Origin of the sequence: Bradyrhizobium sp. Rc2d (assembly GCF_900099855.1) — a bacterium.
Taxonomy (GTDB): domain Bacteria; phylum Pseudomonadota; class Alphaproteobacteria; order Rhizobiales; family Xanthobacteraceae; genus Bradyrhizobium.
In genome coordinates, this window is record NZ_FNCU01000001.1 from 521875 (window position 1) to 546117 (window position 24243).

The window sequence follows — 24243 nt, forward strand, 5'->3', positions numbered from 1 at the left end:
TTCATGGCTCTCGTACTGGTTACCGGTGGCAGCGGCTTCATCGGACATCATCTCGTAGAAGCGCTCCGCGCCCGTGGGCAGCGGGTGCGTGTTCTCGATGTTCGTCCGCCGGCCGCGGCGAACGCGGATGTCGAATATGCCCATGGCTCGGTGCTGGACCGCGATGCGGTCGATGCCGCGCTGGCCGGCGTCGATCAGGTCTATCACCTCGCCGGCCTGCCCGGCATGTGGGCCGCCAACAAGCAGGACTTTCACGAGGTCAATTGCCGCGGCACCGAGATCGTGCTCGCGGCCGCGATGAAGCGCGGCGTGTCGCGCTTCCTGCACTGCTCGACCGAATCGATCCTGTTCCCCTATTCCGACCTCAACGGTGTTCCCGCCGAGGAGGCGCTGCAGCCAGCCGATGCGATGCCCGGCGCCTATACGCGCTCGAAGTCGCTCGCCGAGCATTGCGCCGCGAAAGCCGCGGCCAGCGGCTTTCCGCTCGTGATCGGCACGCCGACCATGCCGATCGGCGCAGCCGACCACAATCTGACGCCGCCGACCGCGATGCTGTGGTACTTCCTCCAGAAGAAGGTGCAGCCGCATCTCAACTTCCTGGTCAACCTCGTCGATGTCCGCGACGTCGCCATGGGTCTCGTGCTGACCATGGAGCGTGGCCGCATCGGCCACCGCTACATTCTCGGCGGCGACTGCGTCCCGCTCGGCAACATCCTGCGCATGATGTCGGCGATGAGCGGCCGCCGGCAGTTTCCGGTCGTCGTGCCCGGCAGGATCGCCGAACTCTCCGCGATCATGCTTGAATACATCGCCGATCACATCACGCGCCGGCCGCCGAACGGCACCGCCGAGGGCGTGCGCATCGCGCTGGCCGCGAGCGATCTCTCGATCGGCAAGGCCCGCACCGAGCTCGGCTATTCGCCGCGTCCGATCGAGCCGGTCTTGCGCGAAACCATCACCCACCTTCTCGCCCGCGGCGGCCTGCCCGCCTCCGGCGCCATCGAGCATCACGCGCTCTCCTCGCGCGCGAGCTGAGCGCTCCGCCCAACGCAAAGAACCTTCATGTCCTTCGATTTCAGCAAGCTTCTCTCTGTCGCCTGGGGTGGTTGGACCACGACCTGGCCGACGCAACTGCTCGCCCTGATCTGGCTCGCCTGGCTCGCCAGCTGGGTCGGCGCCTCGTTCTGGCAGGGCCGCACCCAGAAGCAGGTGATGACGCTGGAGTCCGGCCGCTATCGGATCCCGATCCTGGTCGGCGGCATCCTGTTCACGCCGTGGACGGCCGAAGTGCTGAACGAGAAGCCGCTCTGGGTGTTCAGCAACACCGGCGTCTACATCACGGCCCTGATCGTGCTCGCCGGCATCTCCTTCACCTGGTGGGGACGGCTGCATCTCGGAAAATTCTGGTCCAACACCATCACCCACAAGGAAGACCATCGCGTCATCGACACGGGTCCCTACGGCATCGTGCGCCACCCGATCTACACCGGGCTGATCGCGGGCATGCTCGCGACCGGGATCGCGGTCGGCACCGTGACCGCGATCCTCGGCGCCATCCTGATCTCGCTCGGCATGTGGCAGAAGGGGCGGATGGAAGAAGTGTTCTTGTCCAAGGAGCTCGGCGAAGACGCCTACGGCGCCTATTGCCGCCGCGTGCCGATGATCATCCCGTTCCTGTCGCCGCGGTGACGAAGAGGCCGCCACATCCTCCGATGTCGTCCTGGCGAAAGCCAGGACCCATTACCCCAGGGAGGAGTTTGGCGGAGAGCCGCCGTCCGGTACTCCCACCGCGCCACAACCGATAGATTCCGCGGTATGGGTCCTGGCTTTCGCCAGGACGACGCTGTGGAGGCAGTGCGCCTCGCCGGGAACCGCCGCTCCCTGCCCCCGTTACCCCTCGAACCTGCACCACCCGCAGAGCATCGAGCCATGTCGGATGCCTACGATTATTTTCGCGAGCACGCGATTGCCGCCGTCCGCAAGGCGCGGGTGTTGCCGCCCGGGTGGCCGAAGCGAAAGCAGCGCACGGTGGCGCGGGTCTATCACCTCCCGTCCAAGGAGGCCGCGCTCAGACCGAACATCCGTCACCTCGATGATGTTCGCGCGGCACAGCGCCTCGAGCGGCAAATCGGCCGCTGATCTCCGCGCACAGCCCGTCGGCGTTCGTCCCATGCAAATTCGATCGGCTGCCATTCCAAGGGAATAGAGCCCGGCGGCATGCCGCACAGGTTGACGTCTGTCCCGTCAACCAGTTGGATGCGCGCGCACACAGGGGCTTCTCATGACGTTTTCAAGCATCTTTGCGCAGTTCGTTGCGCTCCTCGGCGGCATCGCGCTGCAATGGCGCAAGCTGTCGGGCACCGAGCCGGCACCCGCCTGGGGAGAGACGCCTGCGATCCCCGAGGCGAAACCGCAAGGCGCGATCCCGACGCTGAAGATGCCGACCGCGCGCGGCTGGAGCGAGGGCCAGAAGCCGACCGTCGCACCCGGGCTCAAGGTCGATGCGTTCGCGACCGGGCTCGATCATCCGCGCTGGATCGAGGTGCTGCCCAATGGCGACGTGCTGATCGCGGAAGCGACGCAGATCGCCGGCCCCCCGCGCACCGTGTTTCACTATGCGATGCAGGCGACGATGCGGCGCGCCGCAGCGCTCGGCGTTTCCGCCAACCGCATCACGCTCTTGCGCGACAAGGACGGCGACGGCGTCGCGGAGGTTCGCGGCGCCTTCATGGAAAACCTCAGCCAGCCGTTCGGCATGGCGCTGGTCGGCGACACCTTCTATGTCGGCAACACCGATGGTGTGATGGCGTTTCCTTACGTCGCCAATGCCGACCGCATCACCGCGCCGGGCAAGCGGCTCACGACCTTCAAGCCGGGCGGCCACTGGACCCGCAGCCTGCTCGCGAGCCCCGACGGCAAAAAACTTTATGCCGGTGTCGGCTCGCTCACCAACATCGCCGAGATGGGCATGGAGGTCGAAGAAGGCCGCGCCGCGGTCTACGAGCTCGACCTCGTCGCCGGCACGCATCGCATTTTTGGCGCGGGCCTGCGCAATCCCGTGGGACTCGCGTGGGAGCCAACGACGGACGTGCTCTGGACCGTTGTCAACGAGCGCGACGGCCTCGGCGACGAGACGCCGCCGGACTATCTGACCTCGGTGCGCGACGGCGGCTTCTATGGCTGGCCCTATTGCTACTGGGGCAAGACGGTGGACGACCGCGTGCCGCAGGATCCGGCGATGGTCGCCAAGGCGCTTCAACCGGACTACGCGCTCGGCGGCCACACCGCTTCGCTCGGCCTGTGCTGGATGCCCGCAGGGACCCTGCCCGGCTTCCCCGACGGACTGGTGATCGGCCAGCACGGCTCATGGAATCGCAGCAAGCTGTCGGGCTATAAGCTGGTGTTCATTCCGTTCGAGAACGGCAAGCCGTCCGGCCCCGGTCGCGACATCCTGTCGGGCTTCCTGTCCCCGGACGAGAAGGAATCCTACGGCCGCCCGGTCGGCGTCGTGATCGGCCCCGACAAGAAGTCGCTGCTGATGGCCGACGACGTCGGCAACGTGATCTGGCGCGTGACGGGGGCTTAAACTCAAGTCCCCACACACAACGTGGCGCGCTGCTTGCGCAGCAGCGCGATCACCGACAGTGCGGTGATCAGGCCGGTCTTGGGATTTTCGGACGGGATGTTCTCGATGGACATCGAGAAGCGAGCGGAATCCGCCTCGACCTCGATGCGATGAACGTTGCGCGTCACGGTCGGGTCAGCCCAGATCTGCACCTGCGTGCGGTCGGGCCCGACGCCTGCAAGCGACAGCGCGACGGCGACGTTGAGATTGGCCGGAAAACCCTTTGCGGCCTCGCGCGCGGTGCCCTCGAACAGCTTGAGCGGTTCGCGTAGCTTGTCGATATCGATATTGTTCTCGACGATGAACGGCGCGCCCTTCAAGCCATCGATCGGCTTGCGCGTCACCATCTTCACCGAATGAATGATGCCGATCGCGGCGGCATTGACGGCATCGAGCCCGATCAGCGCGCCGGTCGGCACGATGATGCGGCCACCATTGGCACGGGCGAGATCGACGAGATCGAAATTGTCGAGCAGCCCGCCGACGCTGACCACGACCGCGGCCTTGCCACGCCTGACCGCAGGCTCGACGATCTCGCGCAGATGCCGGCTCGGCGCACACTCCACCACTATGTCGGCTACTTCGCCGAGCTGGTCGATCGGCAAGACCCGCGGCGGGCGGCGCAGGCCGCCGAGAAACGCCTGATGCTTGGCGGGATCGCGCATGGCCACCGCCGACAGTGTCAGTCCTTCGATGCCCTGGTCGAGCGCGGTCGCGATCTTGGTGCCGATCGAGCCCAATCCCGCAATGGCAACCCGCAACTCGCCCGACGCTCTCCGTTCAGCCATCGCACCCACCTTTGATCCGAGCTTTCGTCATAGCGCCTCAGGCCTCCCGCGCATAGCTGCGCAGGCGCGCCTCCAGCACCGCCAGCATGGCGTCGCGGGCCGGATCGCGCGAGCCGCGCAGCCATGCGGCGGCGAGCGGCAGCCGGCCGACCGGGCCGACCTGCTTCGGCCGGAGCGGCACGAAGCGTACGCCCGTCACCGCCATCCGTGCGGTCCAGCGCGGCACGATCGCAACGCCGAGCCGGGTTGCGACCAGGTTGATGATGGTCTGCTTCTCATCGGCGACCTGCACCATGCGCGGTGTCAGGCCGGCCTGCTCGAACAGCTTCATCGTGAGGTCGTGGCTGTGTGGCCGCGAGCGGCGGTCCGGCACCAACATCGCCTCGTCGGCGATGTCAGCCAGCCTGATCGACGTCCTCTTGGCCAGCGGATGCCGCTGCGGGAACGCCACGATCGCCGTCTCCTGGAGTAGATCGCGAAATTCGAGCCGTTTGTCGGCGCGGTCGGGCGGACGCACGAAGGCGAGATCGAGGGCGCCGGTCAGGATCTTCGGCAGCAGCCGGATCGTCTTGTCTTCGAGGAGCTGCACCGCGATGTCAGGATGCTTGTCGCGGAAGTCGCGCAGCAGCGGCGGCAGCAATCCCGCGGCCGCGCTGTCGATGGCGCCGACGCGGAGCCGCCGCGCGCCTGCGCGTGAGCGGTTGCGCAAATTGCTCTCGACCGCCTCGACTCGGGCCAGGATGGCGCGAGCATCGCGCAGCAGCGTCGCGCCGTCCTCGGTGAGCGACACCGCGCGCGTCGTCCGCGCGAACAGCCGCGTGCCCAGATCCTCCTCGAGCAGCCTGATCTGGCGGCCGAGCGCGGAGGGCAGCATCTGGAGCTGCTGCGCCGCGCGGCCGAAATGCAGCTGTTCGGCCGCCGCCACGAAGCAGCGAAGCTGATGCAATTCCATTCGCCGGTCCTCTGATCCTCCCCATGATTATATCATTTTTTTGTATAAACCAGCGCCAATTGAGTCTGCAGCTTGCTCCCGCCTAGGCTCGTCGCCGGCATGGGCCCTCCGGCCCGCCGACACAACGATAAACCGGGATTGCAGGAGGCCAGGGTGGCGAGCGAGATTCAGACGCGCGTGCTGCGCAAGATCACCTTGCGCATCGTTCCCTTCATCATGTTGCTGTACTTCGTCGCCTTCATCGACCGCGTCAACATCGGCTTCGCGTCGCTGACGATGAACAAGGACATCGGCCTGTCGCCGGCGGTCTATGGCTTCGGTGCCGGCATCTTCTTCTGGGGCTATTTCCTGTTCGAGGTGCCCTCCAACATCATCCTGCACAAGATCGGCGCACGGATCTGGATCGCACGGGTGATGATCACCTGGGGCATGGTCTCGGCGGCGATGGCGTTCGTGCAAGGGCCGACCAGCTTCTACGTGCTGCGCTTCCTGCTCGGCGTCGCCGAAGCCGGCTTCTTTCCGGGCATCATCCTCTATCTGTCCTACTGGTTTCCGGCGCGCCAGCGCGCCGCGGTGACCGCGCTGTTCATGGCGGCCGCGCCGCTCTCGACCGTGCTGGGCTCGCCGATATCAGGTGCACTGCTGGAGATGGACGGAATGCTCGGCTTCAAGGGCTGGCAATGGCTGTTCGTGCTGGAGGCGCTGCCGGCCGTGCTGCTCGGCTTCGTCGTGCTGGGCTTTTTGACCGACCGTCCCGAGAAGGCGAAATGGCTTGCCGAGGACGAGCGGCGCTGGCTGGTCGAGACCATGAACGTCGAGACCACCAGCAAGGCCGCGACCGCAAGCCACAGCATCTGGCGCGGGCTCGCCGATCCCCGCGTGTTGGCGTTGTCGCTGATCTATTTCGGCACTTCGGCCGGCCTCTATACGCTCGGCGTCTGGGCGCCGCAGATCATCAAGCAGTTTGGCCTATCCTCGCTTCAGGTCGGCTTTCTCAATGCGCTGCCGGCAACGGCCGCCGTCATCGCCATGATCCTGTGGGCGCGGCACTCGGACCGCACCGACGAGCGCACCTGGCACGTTGTGTGGGCCTGCCTGATCGCCGCCGCGGGCCTCGCCTATGCTGGTCTCGCGGCCGGCATTGTCGCCGTGCTGGTCGCGCTGACGCTGGTCAATATCGGCATCTCCTCGGCAAAACCGCCGCTGTGGAGCATGCCGACGCTGTTCCTGTCCGGTCCTGCGGCCGCGGCCGGCATTGCCACCATCAACTCGATCGGCAATCTCGGCGGCTTCGTCGGTCCGGCGATGATCGGCTGGATCAAGGACCAGACCGGCAGTTTTGTCGGCGGGCTTTACTTCGTCGCCGGCCTGCTCGTTCTCTCTGCGGTCCTCACCCTGCTATTGTCGCGCGCGCAACCCGCGCCCGTCGAACCCGTCCCGCAATCCCACTGATCTCTCAACGGAGCATTCTCATGCGCACCCATTCGATCGCAGCCATTCCCGCCGACGGGATCGGTCCCGAGGTCATCTCGGCGGGAATCCGCGTGCTGGAGGCGCTGGCAAAACGCAGCGGCGACCTCGCCTTCAACGTCAAAACGTTCGACTGGGGCTCGGACTATTACAAGAAGCACGGCGTGATGATGCCGGCCGATGGGCTCACCGAGCTGAAGAAATTCGACGCGATCTATTTCGGCGCGGTCGGTGCGCCCGACGTGCCCGACCACATCACGCTGTGGGGACTGCGCCTGCCGATCTGCCAGGGCTTCGACCAATACGCCAACGTGCGGCCGACCAAAATTTTGCCGGGCGTCGCCTCGCCGCTGCGCAATGTCGGCGTCGGCGATCTCGACTGGGTGATCGTGCGCGAGAATTCGGAAGGCGAATATGCCGGCATGGGCGGCCGCGCCCACAAGGGCCTGCCGGAAGAAGTCGGCACCGAAGTCGCGGTCTTCACCCGCGTCGGCGTCACCCGCATCATGCGATATGCCTTCCAGCTCGCGCAGTCGCGTCCGCGCAAGCTGCTCACGGTCGTGACCAAGTCGAACGCGCAACGCCATGGCATGGTGATGTGGGACGAGATCGCGGCCGAGGTCGCCGGTGATTTTCCCGACGTCAGCTGGGACAAGATGCTGGTCGACGCCATGACGGTGCGCATGACGCTGCATCCGAAGAGCCTCGACACCATCGTGGCGACCAATCTGCACGCCGACATCCTCTCCGATCTCGCCGGCGCGCTCGCCGGAAGCCTCGGCGTCGCGCCGACCGGCAACATCGATCCGCAGCGCCGCTTCCCCTCGATGTTCGAGCCGATCCACGGCTCGGCCTTCGACATCACCGGCAAAGGCATCGCCAACCCGGTCGCGACGTTCTGGACCGGTGCGCAGATGCTCGAGCATCTCGGCGAGAAGGACGCGGCCTCGCGGCTGATGGCCGCCGTCGAGCGCGTCTGCGCCGCCGGCGTCCTGACGCCTGATGTCGGCGGCAAGGCGACGACGAAGGAAGTGACCGACGCCGTGATCGACGCGATTCACGGGTCGAATGTGTGAGGTCGTTGCCGCTATTGAGACTAGTCTTGCCGCTGGCTCCCTGCACCTCTCCCGCTTGCGGGAGAGGTCGCGCTGAAGGCGCGGGTGAGGGCTCTCTCCTCTCGGGGGTTCTCGCTTGTGGAGACACCCTCTCCCCAACCCTCCCCCGCAAGCGGGGAAGGGAGCGCACCGCCTTCGTGACTACGATTAGAAGCCCTACCTCCGCCCGGCTGGCGGCGGCATCGCCATCGCTGCGGCCGGCTCTGGCGGTGTCAGATGGCGCGGGACGATAATGGTCTGGCCGGGCGTGAGCTGCGCGTCCTCTGCAAGCGAATTGCTCTGCGCGAGCGACCACAGCGGCACGCGGTTGGCGGCGGCGATGCTCTCCATGGTGTCGCCGCGACGAACCGGCAGCCGAACGCCGCTGTCCCACAATTCAACCAGCGTATCGGCGGGCACGAGATAGCGCAGCGGCACGGCATCGGCCTGGGTCTGCGGTGGGATGCGCGGCAACTTCGTGACCATCTCGACGATCTGGCGATGGATGTCGTCGGACTTCTCGATGTTGATGTGCGAGACGCGCGCGTTTTCCTTCAGATCATAGCTGGCATAATGACCGCGAAAACCGGGCACGGCCACGACGTCGCCGCCGCCGAGCACGCTGTCGGACAGGAAGATGTTGATGAAGCGCTCGACATTGAGCGGCACGTCGCCGGTCGCATGCGCGGGATCGATGGCGATGACGAGGCTGATCGGGATGTTCTCCTTGGCCGCCATCTCGGCGATGACGATCGAGCACAGCCCGCCCATGGAGTGCCCGATCAGCACGATCGGCGCCGCCTTCTCCTTGTAGCTGGCGATGACCCGGTTGCCGATCAGCCGGCACAGGGTGAATTCGTAGACGTCGGCGGAGAAGCCGGCCTGCGTCAGCTTCTCGCCGAGCCGGTCCATGCCGGTCGAGAAGATCGGGCCCATGGCGCCGCGGAACAGATAAACCTTCGGCGGCGGCAATGGCTCGAACGGCGGTGGCGGCGGCGCGGCGGGGACGGCCGCAGTGGTCTTGGACTTGGCCGGTGAGGCCGCGGCCATGCCGCTGCTCAAGGCGAGCAGCGCAACCGCTGCCAGCACGACTAGTCGCCTCACATGAATCATCCGTCCAGCAGTCCCGCCACGGGGAGGCAGTGGCCTCCCCCGCGGGCTTAGTGACCACCGATTGGGTGGATTTTGGGGCACGGAACCGGCTGCAGCCCCTCCGAAACCCGTCGAGCTGCCGCGCCTTCGCGGGAGATGACAGCTTTGCGACGATCGGCCTCAGGTTGTCCCAGCGAGGGGCTAGAGCGGCAGAATCCGGTTCAGCAAGTCGAGCAGCGTACGCTGCTCGGCCTCGCTGAGCGGCGCCAGCATCCTTTCATTGTAGGGCTGCGTCAGCCTTGCCCCCTCGGCAATGAGCTTTGCGCCCTTTGGCGTCAGCATCAGTTCGACGGCACGGCGATCGGACTTCGAGCGGTTGCGCTTGATGAAGCCGGACGATTCGAGCTCGTTCAGGATCTTGATCAGGTTCGGCAGGCGCAGGCGGAGCACGCTGGCAAGGCTACTGGGGGGAACGCCAGGATTGTCGCGAATGACGGCGAAGATCGCATAGGTCGCGGGCGTCAGGCCCAAGGCGGCGAACTCCTCGTAGAAGCCTTCGAAGAATTTCAGCTGCGCAAGGCGCAGCATGAAGCCGGGCGTCCGCTGAAGCGCGCGCAGATCCAGCGATGTCTCCAATTGCTGAGCGGACTTCGCTCCGGGTCGTAACGCTTTCGAGCTCATGATCCTCAATCCACCGCGGCCGGCCATAAGCCAGCCGAATTGACACTCTCAAAAATAGCTATAAAATATAACTATTATTCAGCGGCACCAAGACCGCACATGGGAGGGAGACAATGAACAGCAAATTCCTGCATAAATTATGCATGTTGGCCGCGGTGCTGACGGCCGCACCGGCGTTCGCCCAGGATGTCGTGAAGATCGGCATCCTGAACGACCAATCGGGTCCGTTCGCGAGCTATCAGGGCATCGGCTCGGTCATCGCCGCCAAGATGGCGGTCGAGGACTATGGCGGAAAGGCCGGCGGCAAGCCGGTCGAGGTCGTCGCGGCCGACCATCAGAACAAGACCGACATCGGCATTGGCATCGCCAGGCGCTGGTACGAGAACGATGGCGTCGACGCGATCTTCGACATTCCGAACTCGTCGATCGCTCTCGCTGTCGCCGGCATGAGCACCGAGAAGAACAAGGTCTTCGTCGGATCGGGGGCCGGAACGGTGCTCCTGACCGGCGAGAAATGCACGCCGAACACCGTGCACTGGACCTACGACACCTACGCCTATGGGCGCGGCCTCGGCAAGGCGATCGTGCAACAGGGCGGCAAGAAGTGGTTCTTCATCACCGCGGACTACGCCTTCGGTCATGACCTGGAGAAGCAGGCGGCGGAGGCCGTGAAAGCATCCGGTGGCGAGGTGCTCGGCAGCGTGCGGCATCCACTGGGAACGGCCGACTACGCCTCGTTCCTGCTCCAGGCGCAGGCGTCGGGCGCGAACGTCATCGGCTTTGCCAATGCCGGCGACGACACCATCACGTCGATGAAGCAGGCCGCCGAATTCGGGCTGACCAAGGACCACAAGCTGGCCGGACTGATCCTCGGCATGAACGGCCTGCCCGCACTCGGACTGAAATTTGCGCAGGGCGCGCAGATCATGAACCCGTTCTACTGGGATCTGAACGACGGCACGCGTGCTTTCGCAAAACGTTTCGCCGAACGCATTCCTTCGAAGGCCTATCCGAACGACATGCAGGCCGGCGTCTATGCTTCGGTCATTCACTATCTCAAGGCAGTCGACAAGGTCGGCGGCGCCAAGGACGGCAAGGCGGTGGTGGCGGCGATGAAGCAGATGCCGACCGACGACCCGCTGTTCGGCAAGGGCTACATCCGCAAGGACGGACGCAAGATCCATCCGCTCTACCTTTTGCAGGTCAAGGCTCCCGACGAGTCGACCTCCGCCTGGGATCTGTTGAAGGTGGTCGCCACGGTGAAGGGTGAGGACGCGTTCCGCTCCGAGAGCGAAGGCCAGTGCCGGCTGACGAAACAATAGCCGTTGGGAGCTGACCATGAGCGGCATTGCATCGAGTCCGGTTGACCCGTTTGCGCCTGACTTCCTGATCGACCCCTATCCTGCCTATGAGGCGCTGCGCGCGCTCGGGCCTGCGTTCGCGCTGGAACGCTACGGCGTATGGGCCATGGCAGGCTATGCCGAGGTCGAGCCGGCCCTGAAGGACTGGAAGACGTTCATCAGTGGCGAGGGCGTCGGGCTGCACGGGATGAACCCCGCGCTGCCAAAGCCGCTCACGCTCCAGATCGATCCGCCCGATCACGACAAGGGCCGGCGGGTTCTCGGCCGCACGCTGTCTCCCGGCGTCGCAAGGAAGCTGCGCGAGACGTTTCAGCGGGAAGCGGAGAAGAAGGTGTCGGAGCTGATCGACAGAGGCTCATTCGATGCCGTTACCGATCTCGCCGAAGCCTATCCGATGAAGGTGTTTCCGGATGCGATCGGCATCCGGCCGGACGGCCGTGAGAAGCTGCTGGCCTGGAGCACGTTCGTGTTCGACAGCTTTGGCCCTGACAACGAGATGCTGGCCGGATCGCGCAAGGCAGGTCTCGCGGCCCAGAGCTGGATCATGGAATGTTGCGCGCGAGATGCGCTACGGCCCGACGGGCTCGGCATGATGATCTACCAGGCAGCCGACGAGGGTGAGATCACCGAGCATGAGGCGACGCATCTGGTGCGGCCGTTCCTCACTGCCGGGATCGACACCACCGTCAACGGCATCGGCAACACCCTGCTCGCGCTCGCCACCCATCCGGATGAATATCGCAAGCTTCACCACAGACCGGAGCTGGCGCGCAATGCCTTCGAGGAAGGCCTGCGTTACGATACACCGGTGCAGACGTTCTTTCGCACCACCTCGCGCGACGTCGAGATCGGCGGCGGCGTGATCCCGGCGCATCGCAAGGTGCTGCTGTTCATGGCCTCCGCCAACCACGATCCCGCGCGCTGGGACAGACCTGATAGGTTCGACGTCGAACGGGTCGCGACCGGCCATGTCGGCTTCGGCGCCGGCATTCACGCCTGCGTCGGCCAGATGATCGCGCGTCTGGAAGGCGAATTGATCTTCAGCGAGCTCGCAAGGCGCGTGAAGACCATCGAGCTCACGGCAGAGCCGAAGCGCAGGCTCAACAATTCCCTGCGCGGCCTTGCCAGCATGCCGGTTCGCGTCGCGGCGGCCTGACTGCGTCGCATGTAGCGCCGCGGTCGGTCACTGCCGGCTCTTGAGCCGGCTGCGGTGTGCGGCCTGCTTGGCCCGATTGCCGCAGATCGCCATTGTGCACCATCGCCGCGCCCGCCTTCGGGTATGGTCGGCGAACAGCATCGTGCAGTTATGACCCTCGCATGCCTTCACGTCGGAAAAATCCTCCTCGCAGACAAATTTCGCCAACGCTTCCCCGATCGGCAGCAGCAGGGATTCGGGTGATCGCCAGCGCCGCAACCTGAGCAGCGCAAGACCGTCACCCTGCTCACCGTTGCGCGGCACGATCTGCCTGAACGCCTCATCGCGCTCCAGGACGCCGTTCAGCGGGCCAAGCTCATGCAACGCCTTCGCAGTGAGCGGCCGGCCGGCGTGTGCCTGAACGAAACCGCGAAACCACTCACGCAAGGCACGGGCCTGAGCCGCGACCTTGTCGAGCTCGCCCGGCATCGCGCGCGCCTTCAGCGCGCGCAGCTCATCCGCCGGCACCAGCTTCGCCTGTGCCAGCCAGTCGACCAGACCTTCGCCATCGTCGAGCCAATCGACCGGCGTATCGACCGGTGTCGCCACCGAGTTGAGGAAATCAAGGCCGAGCGAGTCGGCGATGAACATGGCGGGCGGTCTGTCCATGAGCGGTCCCTGTGCGGTCCGAAAGCTGCGATTTAAGTAACCTCTAAAACGGCTATTGACAAGTTACGCCGCAGGTTAATAACCTCTAAGTATCGCTTGATCTGGTTATGCCAGCAATGGAGATCGGCCATGACCCCGACCACCTACCGCACCGCAGACGTCGATGGCTTCAAGGTGTTCTATCGCGAGGCCGGCCCCGCCGGCGCGCCGAAGCTCCTCCTGCTGCACGGCTTCCCTAGCGCGGGACACATGTTCCGCGACCTCATCCCGCAGCTTGCAGACCGGTTTCACATCGTGGCGCCGGACCTTCCCGGTTTCGGCCAGTCCGACATGCCCGCACGCGACACCTTCCGCTACACGTTCGACAACGTCGCGCGCGTGATCGAGCGTTTCACCGAAGTGGTCGGCTTCGATCGCTTCGCAATCTATGTGTTCGACTATGGCGCGCCGACGGGCTTTCGGCTGGCACTCAGCCATCCCGAGCGGATCACGGCCATCATTTCGCAGAACGGTAATGCCTATGAGGAGGGCCTCAGCGAAGGCTGGACTCCGATCAAGGCCTATTGGCTAGACCCTTCACCGTCCAATCGCGAGGCGCTGCGCGCCTTGCTCACGCCGGAGGCCACGCGCTGGCAGTACACGCATGGCGTTCCCGATCCGGCCGTGGTGTCGCCGGACGGCCAGAACCTCGACAATTTCTATCTCGCGCGCCCCGGCGCCGACGACGTGCAGCTCGATCTGTTCGGCGACTACAAGAGCAACGTCGCGCTCTATCCGTCATTCCAAAGCTATTTCCGCACTCACAAGCCGCCGTTCCTCGCGGCCTGGGGCAAGAACGATCCGTTCTTCATCCCGCCCGGCGCCGAGGCATTCAAGCGCGACAATCCCAATGCAGTGGTGCAATTCTTCGACACCGGTCACTTTGCGCTGGAAACCCATGCGAAGGAGATCGCGCAAAGCATTCGCGCGTTCTTGAAATAACGGAAGCTGTCGCCATGGCCCATGCGAGACGATCTCCGGAACGGCTCAGCGCATTTTCGGACGGCGTGTTCGCGGTCCTGATTACGGTGCTCGTGCTGGAGCTTCGTCCGCCGGAAATCCCGACCTTTGCGGCATTGCTGGCGCTGTGGCCGACGTGGCTCTCTTATGCCGTCAGTTACGTCTTCATCGCGATCGTCTGGGCCAACCATCACCATCTGATGCGCTATGCGAGCGAAGCGACGCCGCGACTGATGTGGTTCAACTTCGCGCATCTGTTCTCGGTGTCGCTGCTGCCGCTCTCCACCGCCTGGATGGCGGTGAGCGAGCTCGCACCGCAGCCGGTCGCGTTCTACGCCGCGGTGTTCTTCCTGGTGAACGCGACCTATGTCGCGCTGATCTGGGATCTCGTCGGACGAGCGCCGGACAACGAGGTCGCGCCGCGGGAGCGCAAGATCATGCGCGTCCGCTCGATCGTGACCCTCGGCGTCTTCGCGCTCGCGGCCGTGGTCGCCTTGCGCTTCCCTGTCGCCGGGCTTGCGATGTGTTGCTGCTGCCTGATCGTCTATCTGAGACCGGAGGCACCGGGTGCCGAGGACGGCACGCCGGACAAGTCCCAGTGAGACAGCACCGTGGCAGAAATCGCTAATTCCGCGCCGGAGCCGCTGCGGCCGCCGAGCGCGCCCGCCCGGGTGTGCCGGGTTGCGCGACTGGAGCTGCCGGGGCGCGCGAGCGCATGATCGCGGCGTCGATCTCGGCGATGACGCGACGCTGGATCGCCTCGTTCTTGTCGATCGAGATATGGCCGACGCCCGTGCCGCGTACGTCGACATTGTCGAGCTTGCCGCGCAGGCCAGCGGCAGCCCGCACCGGCTCGCCGGGACCATCGCCAATATAGATGTTGATGTAACGCTCGGCGCCGGTCGACAGCTTGGTCTTGAACACGGAGTCGAGGCCGATCGCGAGCTTCACGGGAACGCCGAGCTGGTTGAGCTTGGCGATCATGTCCGGCAGCGCGGTCGCGCCGGAGGAATGACCGACCAGGATGATGGTCTTGAGGCGGCCGGCCTTGTAGGCGGTCGCGGCTTCATCGGCGAGCGAGGACCAAGAGACGAAATTGGCGACGGTCACCGGGATGCCCTGCGCCTGGAGCCGGGCGCCGATCGTGTCGAGCCCAAGCGAGAAGATGTTGAGCACGCCCCGGAGCAGGTAGACATGCGTGGTCGCTGTCGCGGCCTGGCTCGGCGCGGCCTTGGCACCGGTCGGGCTGATGGCAACAACTGACAGCAGGAGCAGGGCCATCGCCCACACACGGAGGGCGGACAACTGGCTGGCGCCGGCGGTGTGACGGCCGTTCGGTCTCATCGATGTTTTCCCTGGGGACAATACGCTTCGCGATTGGCCGGAATCGTAGCCACGGCCTGCTCGCAGACGCAACAAAGAGCCGCGTGAGCGACAATCTTAGCCGCACGCCGTGACCATCGCGCAACACTTGCCTGAAACCTGCCACCGAAGGGCCGGTTTTGAGACCATTTTTCTCCGGGGAATTGCGGCCCGGCAAGGGCGTTCCTATCTCAGGGCTCCGCTGACCCGCCTTCGCGGCAGGTTCCAGCCTCCCTCCCCCAGCTTTTGCCCCTAGCCTTGCGGCCATCATGTCCTCCATCATTTCCGTCGCCAATTTGTCGAAGACCTATGGGTCCGACTTCAAGGCGCTCAAGAACGTCAATCTCGACATCAAGCGCGGCGAGATTTTTGCGCTGCTCGGGCCGAACGGCGCGGGCAAGACCACACTGATCTCCATCATCTGCGGCATCGCCAATCCGAGCGAGGGCCGCGTCCTCGTCGGCGGCGAAGACATCCAGACCTCCTACCGCAAGGCGCGCTCGCTGATCGGCCTCGTGCCGCAGGAGCTGCACACCGACGCCTTCGAGAGCGTGTGGGCGACGGTGAGCTTCTCCCGCGGCCTGTTCGGCAAGCCGAAGAATCCTGATCATATCGAGAAGGTCCTGAAGGACCTCTCGCTCTGGGACAAGAAGGACAACAAGATCATCACGCTGTCCGGCGGCATGAAGCGCCGCGTGATGATCGCAAAAGCACTATCGCACGAGCCGCAGATCCTGTTCCTGGACGAGCCGACCGCCGGGGTCGACGTCGAGCTGCGCAAGGGCATGTGGGAGGTGGTGCGCACCCTTCAGCAGTCCGGCGTCACCATCATCCTCACCACGCACTACATCGAGGAAGCCGAGGAGATGGCCGATCGCATCGGCGTCATCAACAAGGGCGAGATCGTGCTGGTCGAGGACAAGACGACCTTGATGCAGAAGCTCGGCAAGAAGCGGCTGACGCTGCATCTGCAGGGCAAGCTCGATGCGCTCCCGGACAGCCTCAAGCACTACAAGCTCGACCTCTGCGACAGCGGCGCGACGCTGGTCTACGATTACGACACCAAGGGCGAGCGCACCGGCATCACCAGCCTGCTCGGCGACCTCCGCACCGCCGGCATCCGCTTCAACGATCTCGACACGACGCAATCGTCGCTCGAGGACATCTTCGTCGATCTCGTGAGGACGTCATGAATCACCGCGCCATCCGCGCCATCTATCTGTTCGAAATGGCGCGCACCTGGCGCACGCTGCTGCAAAGCATCGTCTCGCCTGTGGTCTCGACCTCGCTCTATTTCGTGGTGTTCGGCGCCGCGATCGGCTCGCGCATCAGCCAGGTCGAGGGCGTCAGCTACGGCACCTTCATCGTGCCGGGCCTGATCATGCTCTCGGTGCTGACGCAGAGCATCGCGAATGCCTCGTTCGGCATCTACTTCCCGAAATTCACCGGCACGATCTACGAGATCCTGTCGGCGCCGATCTCCTATTTCGAGATCGTGCTCGGCTATGTCGGCGCGGCCGCGACCAAGTCGATCATCCTCGGCCTGATCATCCTCGCCACCGCCGGGCTGTTCGTGCCGCTGCACATCCATCATCCGGTCTGGATGCTGGCCTTCCTGGTGCTGACGGCGGTGACCTTCAGCCTGTTCGGCTTCATCATCGGCATCTGGGCCGACGGCTTCGAGAAGCTGCAGATGATCCCGATGCTGGTGGTGACGCCGCTGACCTTCCTCGGCGGCAGCTTCTATTCCATCGACATGCTGCCAGCCGGCTGGCGCACGGTGGCGCTGCTCAACCCGGTCGTCTATCTGATCTCGGGCTTCCGCTGGAGCTTCTATGAGATCGCGGATGTCAGCGTGTCCGTCAGCATCGGCATGACGCTGGCGTTCCTGGTGGCCTGCCTGGTCGTGATCTGGTGGATTTTCCGCACGGGGTATCGGCTGAAGAATTGATGGAGATACGTAGCCCGGATGGAGCGTCAGCGTAATCCGGGACCGTCGTAGCCTCATGCGACAGCAGCCCCGGATTGCGCTGCGCTCCATCCGGGCTACGACGACATCACCGATAGCAATGGAAGCGGTGGTAACCGTCATAATAGCCGTGGCAGCGGTGGCGGTAGTGACGGTGGGGAATGCCGAGCACGCCCTCGACAGCACCGACAGCGCCGCCGACACCGGCACCAACGACACCGCCGACCGCGCCGCCTACGGGGCCGGCAATCCGGTTACCTTCATAAGAGCCTTCCTGGGCGCCGCGCACGATGCCCTGGGCGTGGCCGGCTTGCGGTAGCGACAACAGCGCGAGCAGGATGGCGGCGGCTGCGAACAGCAGGCGGATGGGCAAACCGGCCGGCAATTGCGCGGCGGCGATACGGGCTTTGTTCATCTTCGATCCCAAAGGATGAATGGCAGCGAGCGCTGCCCTGTGAAGGATGGCCATGACCAACGCACCGAGCGGCCAAATGGTTGCGCCTTTGTGACGAATTGTCGGTGTTGTGAACGCACGTCCGGCTCGCGAAAATGTCAGCGCCGCCGCGAGCCACGCGGCACAAAGCGGCCTTGCTTACGCCCTGCATCGCGTTAACGATGGACGGCTAGGCCGCTGGAACGAAAGCCGGATTGCAGGCATAGTGCACGACGGGGGACGGAGAGCCGCGGCGCCTAGCATGAACAGGCCGGAGGCCAGAAGTCCGATGCGTTCGTTTTTGATTGCTTTCACCTCCCTGATGTTTTTGAGCGCGGGCGCCGCGCAGGCCAAGGTCGAGATCACCATCGACAAGGACAATCAGCAGATGACCGTCGCGGTCGATGGCGTCGCGCGCTATCACTGGCCGGTGTCGACCGGCATCCCCTCGCGCGAGACACCGAACGGCGCGTTCCGCGCCTTCCGCATGGAAGAGGATCACTACTCCAAGGAATTCGACGACGCGCCGATGCCGCACGCAATCTTCTTCACCAAGATCGGGCATGCCATCCACGGCACCGACTCGGTCGGCCGGCTCGGCTCGCCGGCATCGCATGGCTGCGTGCGGCTGTCGCGCCAGAATGCCTCGACGCTCTATGCACTGGTGCAGCAGCAGGGCGTGCTCAACACCACGGTGACGCTGACCGGCTCGGCGCAGGTGGCGCTGGCGCGCAATCCGCGCGGCCGCAACGCCAATGCAGTTGCCCGCGCGCCGCAGCCGGCCGAGGAGCAGTACAGCGCCGCCGGCGATCCCGTGAACCTGGCGCCGCCGGCGCAGCCCGCCCGCCGCTACATGCCGCAGGACGACAATTACATCTATCCGGCTGACGGCAGCGACACCGGCGCGCGCTATCCGGCGCCGCGCTCGGCCGGCCGCCCGCTGTATGACGCGCAGGTCTATCAGCAGCAGCAGCCGCGCCCCTATTACGACCAGGGCTATGGCCAGCAGGGCTCCTACTATCAGCCACAGCCCCGGCAAGTTTATCAGCCGCGCGGCTATTACTACCAGAACTGAGGCAGCCGTCTTCGTCACCGCCTTCGGCGGTCGGCACGAACAATAGATTGCTATTCGAGGCACCATGCCAACACGTGCCACGACCGCACTAGCTGTGCTCTGGGTTTTGATGGCGGGAGGGGCCATGGCATCGGATTTGGCCTTCGATCTCGAGGCGCATCGCGGCGGGCGGGCGCTGCTGCCGGAAAACACCCTGCCGGCCTTTGCCAACGCGCTGTCGATGGGCGTGGACACGCTGGAGCTCGACGTCGGTGTGACCGCGGACGGCGAAGTCGTCGTTTCGCATGAGCGCGGGCTCAATCCGGATCTCGCGCGCGGCCCCGACGGGGCCTACATCACTGCGCCCGGCACCCCGTTCGTGAAACTGCGGCTCAACGAGGTCAGGACCTATGACGTCGGCCGGATCCGGCCCGATAGCGCCTACGCGAGACAATTTCCTGACCAGCGCGCGATGCCGGGGACCCGCATTCCCACCTTGAGTGAGCTGTTCGCACTGGTGCGCAAATCCGGCAACACCCGCGTGCGCTTCAACATCGAGACCAAGATCGATCCGAACCATCCGGACCAATCTCTCGACCCGCAGGCTTTCGTCACCAGACTGCTCAGCCTGATCGAGGCCGAAAAATTTTCCGACCGCGTCATGATCCAGTCGTTCGACTGGAGGACGTTGCAGCTCGTGCAACAGCAAGCACCGAAGATACCGACGGTGTACCTCACGCTCCAGCGCGGCTCAGGCCAGACGGTGGCGCTCGACAAAGCCACCAACTGGACGGCGGGCTTCAATCCGGCCGATCACGGCGGCTCGCTGCCGCGGACGATCAAGGCCGCGGGCGGCGCGGTCTGGTCGCCATATTTTGGCGATGTGACCCCGGCGCTCATCTCGGAGGCCCGCGGAGTTGGACTGCGCGTTGTGGTGTGGACGGTCAACAAGCCCGAAGACATGGCGCGCATGATCGAGCTTGGCGTCGACGGCATCATCTCCGATAGGCCGGACCTGTTGCGGCAGATCGCCGCCGAGAAAGGAATTGCACTGCCGGCGGGCACGCCGGTGGAGCCGTAGAACCGACCCGCCTTGTAGCCCGGATGGAGCGAAGCGCAATCCGGGAGCAGTGCCCCGTCACGCCGAAGCGGCCCCGGATTGCGCTTCGCTCCATCCGGGCTACGAAAAGGTCCCTATTCCCCGTCCCTTAAGCGCCGATACAGCGCGCCCAGAATATTGGAATAGTCGTCGCTCCAGACCCGCACCCTGTCGTCAGCTTCGGTCTGCTCCCATGACTTCGAGGAGGCGAGCTTGCCGATGTCGGCCTCCTCCCGCGCAGAGATGACGACGTCGGTCGAGAAGATGTAATCGGAATCGCGCCCAGAATCCTCGTTGAAGACCCAGCTCGTGAGATCGTTGGCATCCGCAATGCCGACCACGACGGTCTCCAGATCGAGATGCCGGTTGGAGACGTGCATCACCACGGCACCGTGCGGGGCGAGCTTGTCCTTGTAGATCTTCATCGCCTCCTTGGTCGCAAGATGAATCGGGATCGCATCGGACGAATAGGCATCGACGATGATGAGGTCGTAGGCGCCGTCGGGCTCCTTTGCAAACGTGAGCCGCGCATCGCCGATCACCGGATTCAGATCCGGCAGGCAGTTCGAGATGTAGCGGAAATTTTTGGGGTCACGCGCCGCATCGACCATGGACTGGTCGATCTCGAAGAATTTCCAACTCTCCCCTCGCTCAGCAGCACAGGCAAGCGTGCCCGAGCCAACACCGATCGCGGCGACCTTCAGCGGCGCGCCCTTGCGCTCGCGGATCGCGCTGACGGCCTGACCGATGCCGCCGTCCTTGTGATAGTAGGTGATCGGCTCGGGCCGACCGGTGACCGGCGTGCCGTTACTGTTGCGGAAGCGCTCCGCGCCGTGGATCGTGGTGCCGTGCATCAGTACGTGGAAATAGCCGCCGGGCGTCTCCACGATCTTGTGCACCCCGAAGAAGCTTCGTACCGTGGTGACGCGCCCCTCGTCCGCGGGATAAACCCGGATCAACGCCAGCGCGAGTACAACGGTCGCAAAAATCTTCCAGCGGTCGGCGTTGAACGTCAACGCCAGCAGCGCGGCGAGCACGCCGACGGCGCCGGCCACCCAGACGCGGTGGTCCTCCAACCAGATCGAGAGCCCGCCTGTCGCATAGGACGGCACAACGAGCGCCGCCGCGAGCGCGGCGAGCGCCAGCCAATACCATCGAACGAGGCCGGCGAGGCGCTCGTTAGCAGGCGGTCGGCACAGCGCGGCAAGCGCAATCAGGATCGGATATTCGGCGATCCACGAGAAGGTGAACGGCGCGACGAGCCCTGCGAACAGGCCGCCAACCATGCCGCCGAACGACAGCGCGACATAGAAGCCGGTGAGATATTTGGCCGCCGGCCGCGTCCGCGCCAGTTCGCCGTGGCAGGCCATGGCGATGACGAAGAAACACAATTGATGACCGCCGAGCGTAAGCAGCAAATTCTGCTCCCCGCCGAAAGCCAGCAGGACAACCACGCCCGCGATCGCGACCGGCTGCAGCATCAGCATCCATTTGTGCCGCAGCAGCGGACGCGACTGGAACACGACGACCCAGGTGAGCAGATACAGCGACAGCGGCAGCACCCACAAAAGCGGCGCCGCCGCGACGTCGGTGGAGATGTGCGCGGTCACCGCGATGAGCAGGCCCGACGGCACCGCGGCCAGGAAGATCCAGCGCAGCCGCGTCACCAGACCAGGCGCCGGCGCATTCACCTCCTCCGTTCGCGCATCCGCCGCCGTCAGCTGCGGCGAGCGCAACAGCAGCATGCCGCAGCCAGCGATCAGCAGGATCAAGAGGCCATAGCCGGCGGTCCAGAACCGGTTCTGCGCGTGCAGCGTGAACATCGGCTCCAGCAGGAACGGATAGGACAGCAGCGCGAGGAAGCTGCCGATGTTGGAGGAGGCATAAAGGAAATAGGGATCGTGCCCGGCGGGATGGCCGGTGCGGACGAACCAGGCTTGCAACAGCGGATTGTTGGCGGCGAGCGCGAAGAACGGCAATCCGATCGAGACCACGAACAGGCCGAGCAGCCAGACCGCATAGCCCGAAGCGGGCGGCTCGCCGTAGGCGGAGGCGATTCCGAGCGGCAGCGTCGCGAAGGCCGCAACCAGCAGCACCAGATGCACTGCAACCGGAACGATGCGGTTTTTGACCTGCATCAACAGATGCGCATAGGCGTAACCCGCGAGCAGCAGCGACTGGAAGAATACCATCGCCACCGACCACACCGCCGGCGAGCCGCCGAGCCGCGGCAGCACCATCTTGGTGAACAGCGGCTGCACCGAGAACAGCAAGAGCGCACTGACGAAGATCGCGGCGGTGTAGACCGTCAGCAGCAGCCGGTTGCGCGAGGCAGACGATTGCTCCGTGGCGGCGGGTTGCACGATCGAATCCATGGGAGCTCCGGCAAAAGCGTTTTCCAGCGAAGTGGGCACCGGTTCGCGCGAGAAAACGCGTCGGACAATGCCCCCGGCGGGCGCCGGACGGGCGCAATGGAGCACAAGGCGCCTGAACGGGCAATAAAGCGTCGCGTGATGCGAGGAATGCTTGATATAGAGATGTCATTCCGGGGCGCCTCGACGAGGCGAACTGGGGTGCGCCACGGCGCACCTGAGAATCTCGAGATTTCGGGTCTGGTCCTTCGGACCATCCCGGAATGACAATGGAACAAATTTGAACCCTTCATGAGCGAAACCGACGTCGTCATCATCGGCGCTGGCCATAACGGCCTCACCTGCGCAGCCTATCTCGCAATGGCGGGCCTGCGCGTGCGCGTGGTCGAGCGCCGCAAGGTGGTCGGCGGGGCGGCGGTCACAGAGGAGTTTCACCCCGGATTCCGGAATTCGGTCGCGGCCTACACCGTGAGCCTGCTCAATCCGCAGGTGATCCGCGACTTGAATCTTGCGGAACAAGGCCTGCGCATCGTCGAACGGCGCGCGCAGAATTTTCTGCCCGCGCCGGACGGCAGCTATCTCCTCACCGGCGAGGGGCGGACGAAAGATTCCGTCGCGCGGCTGAGCGCGCATGACGCCGATGCGCTCGACGGTTTCACGCGCGAGCTGGAAGAGATCGCCGACGTGCTCAGGCAATTCGTGCTGCGCGCGCCGCCGAACCTGGTTGACGGCTTTGGCACGCGCGCGATCCGTGAGGCCATGAATGCGTTGAAGACAGCCAACATCCTGCGCGATCTCACGCTGGAGCAGAGCCGCAGCCTGCTCGACCTCTTCACCCGCTCCGCCGGCGAGATGCTGGACGAGCGTTTCGAGCACGACCTCGTAAAAGCGCTGTTCGGCTTCGATGCCATCGTCGGCAACTATGCCAGCCCCTACGCGGCGGGTTCGGCCTATGTGATGCTGCATCACGCCTTCGGCGAGGTGAACGGCAAGAAGGGCGTCTGGGGCCACGCCATCGGCGGCATGGGCGCGATCACGCAGGCCATGGCGCGCACCGCGCAGCACCGCGGCGTCGTGATCGACACCGACGCGGGCGTGCGCGAGATCATCGTCGAGCGCGACCGCGCGGTCGGCGTCGTACTGGAGAACGGCACGGCCATCCGCGCCAAATATGTCGCAGCCAACGTCAATCCGAAGCTGCTCTATACGCGGCTGATCGCGGCCGACGCCCTGCCCCACGAGTTCCTCGCGCGCATCCGGCACTGGAAGAACGGCTCCGGCACCTTCCGCATGAACGTGGCACTGGACCGCCTGCCCTCGTTCACGGCGCTACCGGATGAAGGCGATCATCTCACCTCGGGCATCATCCTGGCACCGAGCCTCGGCTACATGGACCGCGCGTATCTCGATGCGCGCGCGCAGGGCTGGAGCCGAGAGCCCGTCGTCGAAATGCTGATCCCCTCGACGCTCGACGACACGCTGGCGCCCGAAGGAAAACACGTCGCGAGCTTGTTCTGCCAGCATGTCGCACCAGAGCTTCCCGATGGAAAGTCGTGGGACGACCATCGCGAGGAGGTCGCCGATCTCATGATCGCGACGGTGGACAAATATGCCCCGGGCTTTGCGGCGAGCGTGCTCGGCCGCCAGATCCTCTCACCGCTGGATCTCGAACGGCAGTTCGGCCTTTTGGGTGGAGATATCTTCCACGGCGCGCTGACGCTGAACCAGCTGTTCTCGGCGCGGCCGATGCTGGGCCATGCCGACTATCGCGGCCCGCTGAAGGGCCTCTACCATTGCGGCTCCGGCGCCCATCCCGGCGGCGGCGTCACCGGTGCTCCGGGCCACAACGCCGCACAGGCGATTCTGAGGGATCACCGATCGCTGTTCGGAAGCCGTGGGTAGGTCTGTGGATGAGCTGTGGACAGGCTGTCGCGAGATATGTGGTCAAGAAGAGGATGCTCAGGGACGGGCGGGCGGGGCAGGCCTGGGGAAAGGCAGTGGAGAACCAAGGGGCAATTGCGGGAAGAGTCCGTGGATAGCCGTCGTACAAGCTGCGGACAACCTGTGGAGACCGCTTGAGAATCACGC

Annotated in this window: 23 protein-coding genes; 15 read left to right on the forward strand and 8 right to left on the reverse strand. The window is 64.9% G+C overall.

What is annotated here, in order from left to right; genetic code table 11:
- Nucleotides 1-3 precede the first annotated feature (3 nt).
- The 4 genes from BLV07_RS02395 (at nucleotide 4) to BLV07_RS02410 (ending at nucleotide 3586) form a co-directional block, all read left to right on the forward strand.
- Nucleotides 4-1035, forward strand: coding sequence for an NAD-dependent epimerase/dehydratase family protein (locus BLV07_RS02395; protein WP_091879117.1), 1032 nt, complete (start codon nucleotides 4-6; stop codon nucleotides 1033-1035).
- Nucleotides 1036-1062: 27 nt separating this feature from the next.
- The gene (locus tag BLV07_RS02400; protein WP_091879119.1) at nucleotides 1063-1689 is read left to right on the forward strand and encodes a methyltransferase family protein; all 627 of its coding nucleotides are present in this window, start codon (nucleotides 1063-1065) and stop codon (nucleotides 1687-1689) included.
- 240 nt (nucleotides 1690-1929) lie between these two features.
- A complete protein-coding gene (locus BLV07_RS02405) occupies nucleotides 1930-2139 on the forward strand; it encodes a hypothetical protein (RefSeq protein WP_091879123.1) in 210 nt (69 codons plus the stop codon).
- A gap of 142 nt (nucleotides 2140-2281) precedes the next feature.
- Entirely contained in the window at nucleotides 2282-3586 is a 1305-nt protein-coding gene (locus BLV07_RS02410) for a PQQ-dependent sugar dehydrogenase (RefSeq protein WP_091879126.1), read from the forward strand.
- A gap of 2 nt (nucleotides 3587-3588) precedes the next feature.
- Here BLV07_RS02410 and BLV07_RS02415 read toward each other — a convergent pair whose 3' ends face one another.
- Entirely contained in the window at nucleotides 3589-4413 is an 825-nt protein-coding gene (locus BLV07_RS02415; RefSeq protein WP_091879129.1) for an aspartate dehydrogenase, read from the reverse strand.
- Between the two features lie 37 nt (nucleotides 4414-4450).
- Nucleotides 4451-5365 carry a LysR family transcriptional regulator gene (locus BLV07_RS02420; RefSeq protein WP_091879132.1) on the reverse strand — a complete coding sequence of 305 codons (915 nt, stop codon included), beginning with the start codon at nucleotides 5363-5365 and terminating at the stop codon, nucleotides 4451-4453.
- 153 nt (nucleotides 5366-5518) lie between these two features.
- On the opposite strand from BLV07_RS02420, the gene BLV07_RS02425 reads away from it, so the two are divergent.
- Both BLV07_RS02425 and BLV07_RS02430 read left to right on the forward strand, forming a co-directional pair.
- On the forward strand, nucleotides 5519-6817 hold the full coding sequence (locus BLV07_RS02425; protein ID WP_091879135.1) for an MFS transporter: 1299 nt from the start codon (nucleotides 5519-5521) through the stop codon (nucleotides 6815-6817).
- 20 nt (nucleotides 6818-6837) lie between these two features.
- A complete protein-coding gene (locus BLV07_RS02430; RefSeq protein ID WP_091879138.1) occupies nucleotides 6838-7911 on the forward strand; it encodes a tartrate dehydrogenase in 1074 nt (357 codons plus the stop codon).
- A gap of 195 nt (nucleotides 7912-8106) precedes the next feature.
- Here BLV07_RS02430 and BLV07_RS02440 read toward each other — a convergent pair whose 3' ends face one another.
- Nucleotides 8107-9042: a LysM peptidoglycan-binding domain-containing protein gene (locus BLV07_RS02440; RefSeq protein ID WP_176945296.1), complete on the reverse strand. Its 936-nt coding sequence runs from the start codon at nucleotides 9040-9042 to the stop codon at nucleotides 8107-8109.
- 180 nt (nucleotides 9043-9222) lie between these two features.
- Complete coding sequence (locus tag BLV07_RS02445) at nucleotides 9223-9702, reverse strand: MarR family winged helix-turn-helix transcriptional regulator (RefSeq protein ID WP_091880303.1); 480 nt, start codon at nucleotides 9700-9702, stop codon at nucleotides 9223-9225.
- Between the two features lie 113 nt (nucleotides 9703-9815).
- Here BLV07_RS02445 and BLV07_RS02450 point away from each other — a divergent pair, with 113 nt between their 5' ends.
- Both BLV07_RS02450 and BLV07_RS02455 read left to right on the forward strand, forming a co-directional pair.
- Nucleotides 9816-11024 (forward strand): ABC transporter substrate-binding protein, encoded by a 1209-nt coding sequence (locus BLV07_RS02450; RefSeq protein ID WP_091879144.1) that lies wholly within the window; start codon nucleotides 9816-9818, stop codon nucleotides 11022-11024.
- 16 nt (nucleotides 11025-11040) lie between these two features.
- Complete coding sequence (locus BLV07_RS02455) at nucleotides 11041-12219, forward strand: cytochrome P450 (protein WP_091879147.1); 1179 nt, start codon at nucleotides 11041-11043, stop codon at nucleotides 12217-12219.
- A 27-nt stretch (nucleotides 12220-12246) separates the two neighbouring features.
- On the opposite strand, the gene BLV07_RS02460 is transcribed toward BLV07_RS02455, so the two are convergent.
- The gene (locus tag BLV07_RS02460; protein ID WP_091879150.1) at nucleotides 12247-12867 is read right to left on the reverse strand and encodes a CGNR zinc finger domain-containing protein; all 621 of its coding nucleotides are present in this window, start codon (nucleotides 12865-12867) and stop codon (nucleotides 12247-12249) included.
- 129 nt (nucleotides 12868-12996) lie between these two features.
- On the opposite strand from BLV07_RS02460, the gene BLV07_RS02465 reads away from it, so the two are divergent.
- Both BLV07_RS02465 and BLV07_RS02470 read left to right on the forward strand, forming a co-directional pair.
- On the forward strand, nucleotides 12997-13848 hold the full coding sequence (locus BLV07_RS02465) for an alpha/beta fold hydrolase (RefSeq protein ID WP_091879153.1): 852 nt from the start codon (nucleotides 12997-12999) through the stop codon (nucleotides 13846-13848).
- Nucleotides 13849-13862: 14 nt separating this feature from the next.
- A complete protein-coding gene (locus tag BLV07_RS02470) occupies nucleotides 13863-14468 on the forward strand; it encodes a TMEM175 family protein (RefSeq protein WP_091879155.1) in 606 nt (201 codons plus the stop codon).
- Nucleotides 14469-14490: 22 nt separating this feature from the next.
- Here the strand turns inward: BLV07_RS02470 and BLV07_RS02475 are convergent, their stop codons facing one another.
- Nucleotides 14491-15210 (reverse strand): hypothetical protein, encoded by a 720-nt coding sequence (locus BLV07_RS02475; protein ID WP_091879158.1) that lies wholly within the window; start codon nucleotides 15208-15210, stop codon nucleotides 14491-14493.
- A gap of 287 nt (nucleotides 15211-15497) precedes the next feature.
- Between BLV07_RS02475 and BLV07_RS02480 the strand changes: the two genes are divergently transcribed.
- Both BLV07_RS02480 and BLV07_RS02485 read left to right on the forward strand, forming a co-directional pair.
- Complete coding sequence (locus tag BLV07_RS02480) at nucleotides 15498-16421, forward strand: ABC transporter ATP-binding protein (protein WP_091879161.1); 924 nt, start codon at nucleotides 15498-15500, stop codon at nucleotides 16419-16421.
- A complete protein-coding gene (locus BLV07_RS02485; RefSeq protein WP_091879164.1) occupies nucleotides 16418-17179 on the forward strand; it encodes an ABC transporter permease in 762 nt (253 codons plus the stop codon). Before BLV07_RS02480 ends, BLV07_RS02485 begins: the two co-directional genes overlap by 4 nt.
- A gap of 106 nt (nucleotides 17180-17285) precedes the next feature.
- Here the strand turns inward: BLV07_RS02485 and BLV07_RS02490 are convergent, their stop codons facing one another.
- Nucleotides 17286-17612, reverse strand: a complete 327-nt coding sequence (locus tag BLV07_RS02490) for a hypothetical protein (protein ID WP_091880306.1) — start codon at nucleotides 17610-17612, stop codon at nucleotides 17286-17288.
- A gap of 280 nt (nucleotides 17613-17892) precedes the next feature.
- On the opposite strand from BLV07_RS02490, the gene BLV07_RS02500 reads away from it, so the two are divergent.
- Together BLV07_RS02500 and BLV07_RS02505 are read left to right on the forward strand one after the other, a co-directional pair.
- On the forward strand, nucleotides 17893-18705 hold the full coding sequence (locus BLV07_RS02500; RefSeq protein ID WP_091879167.1) for a L,D-transpeptidase: 813 nt from the start codon (nucleotides 17893-17895) through the stop codon (nucleotides 18703-18705).
- A 124-nt stretch (nucleotides 18706-18829) separates the two neighbouring features.
- Nucleotides 18830-19765, forward strand: coding sequence for a glycerophosphodiester phosphodiesterase (locus BLV07_RS02505; protein ID WP_244550946.1), 936 nt, complete (start codon nucleotides 18830-18832; stop codon nucleotides 19763-19765).
- 113 nt (nucleotides 19766-19878) lie between these two features.
- On the opposite strand, the gene BLV07_RS02510 is transcribed toward BLV07_RS02505, so the two are convergent.
- The gene (locus tag BLV07_RS02510; RefSeq protein ID WP_091879173.1) at nucleotides 19879-22158 is read right to left on the reverse strand and encodes a fused MFS/spermidine synthase; all 2280 of its coding nucleotides are present in this window, start codon (nucleotides 22156-22158) and stop codon (nucleotides 19879-19881) included.
- 288 nt (nucleotides 22159-22446) lie between these two features.
- Between BLV07_RS02510 and BLV07_RS02515 the strand changes: the two genes are divergently transcribed.
- On the forward strand, nucleotides 22447-24057 hold the full coding sequence (locus BLV07_RS02515; RefSeq protein WP_091879175.1) for a phytoene desaturase family protein: 1611 nt from the start codon (nucleotides 22447-22449) through the stop codon (nucleotides 24055-24057).
- Nucleotides 24058-24243: the final 186 nt, after the last annotated feature.

Bases quoted from the DNA above. Each gene is read 5' to 3' on its own strand.
- BLV07_RS02395 (WP_091879117.1), top strand. From the start codon at position 4: ATGGCTCTCGTACTGGTTACCGGTGGCAGCGGCTTCATCGGACATCAT.
- BLV07_RS02400 (WP_091879119.1), top strand. From the start codon at position 1,063: ATGTCCTTCGATTTCAGCAAGCTTCTCTCTGTCGCCTGGGGTGGTTGG.
- BLV07_RS02405 (WP_091879123.1), top strand. From the start codon at position 1,930: ATGTCGGATGCCTACGATTATTTTCGCGAGCACGCGATTGCCGCCGTC.
- BLV07_RS02410 (WP_091879126.1), top strand. From the start codon at position 2,282: ATGACGTTTTCAAGCATCTTTGCGCAGTTCGTTGCGCTCCTCGGCGGC.
- BLV07_RS02415 (WP_091879129.1), bottom strand. From the start codon at position 4,413: ATGGCTGAACGGAGAGCGTCGGGCGAGTTGCGGGTTGCCATTGCGGGA.
- BLV07_RS02420 (WP_091879132.1), bottom strand. From the start codon at position 5,365: ATGGAATTGCATCAGCTTCGCTGCTTCGTGGCGGCGGCCGAACAGCTG.
- BLV07_RS02430 (WP_091879138.1), top strand. From the start codon at position 6,838: ATGCGCACCCATTCGATCGCAGCCATTCCCGCCGACGGGATCGGTCCC.
- BLV07_RS02440 (WP_176945296.1), bottom strand. From the start codon at position 9,042: ATGATTCATGTGAGGCGACTAGTCGTGCTGGCAGCGGTTGCGCTGCTC.
- BLV07_RS02445 (WP_091880303.1), bottom strand. From the start codon at position 9,702: ATGAGCTCGAAAGCGTTACGACCCGGAGCGAAGTCCGCTCAGCAATTG.
- BLV07_RS02450 (WP_091879144.1), top strand. From the start codon at position 9,816: ATGAACAGCAAATTCCTGCATAAATTATGCATGTTGGCCGCGGTGCTG.
- BLV07_RS02455 (WP_091879147.1), top strand. From the start codon at position 11,041: ATGAGCGGCATTGCATCGAGTCCGGTTGACCCGTTTGCGCCTGACTTC.
- BLV07_RS02460 (WP_091879150.1), bottom strand. From the start codon at position 12,867: ATGGACAGACCGCCCGCCATGTTCATCGCCGACTCGCTCGGCCTTGAT.
- BLV07_RS02465 (WP_091879153.1), top strand. From the start codon at position 12,997: ATGACCCCGACCACCTACCGCACCGCAGACGTCGATGGCTTCAAGGTG.
- BLV07_RS02470 (WP_091879155.1), top strand. From the start codon at position 13,863: ATGGCCCATGCGAGACGATCTCCGGAACGGCTCAGCGCATTTTCGGAC.
- BLV07_RS02475 (WP_091879158.1), bottom strand. From the start codon at position 15,210: ATGAGACCGAACGGCCGTCACACCGCCGGCGCCAGCCAGTTGTCCGCC.
- BLV07_RS02480 (WP_091879161.1), top strand. From the start codon at position 15,498: ATGTCCTCCATCATTTCCGTCGCCAATTTGTCGAAGACCTATGGGTCC.
- BLV07_RS02485 (WP_091879164.1), top strand. From the start codon at position 16,418: ATGAATCACCGCGCCATCCGCGCCATCTATCTGTTCGAAATGGCGCGC.
- BLV07_RS02490 (WP_091880306.1), bottom strand. From the start codon at position 17,612: ATGAACAAAGCCCGTATCGCCGCCGCGCAATTGCCGGCCGGTTTGCCC.
- BLV07_RS02500 (WP_091879167.1), top strand. From the start codon at position 17,893: ATGAACAGGCCGGAGGCCAGAAGTCCGATGCGTTCGTTTTTGATTGCT.
- BLV07_RS02505 (WP_244550946.1), top strand. From the start codon at position 18,830: ATGGCATCGGATTTGGCCTTCGATCTCGAGGCGCATCGCGGCGGGCGG.
- BLV07_RS02510 (WP_091879173.1), bottom strand. From the start codon at position 22,158: ATGGATTCGATCGTGCAACCCGCCGCCACGGAGCAATCGTCTGCCTCG.
- BLV07_RS02515 (WP_091879175.1), top strand. From the start codon at position 22,447: ATGAGCGAAACCGACGTCGTCATCATCGGCGCTGGCCATAACGGCCTC.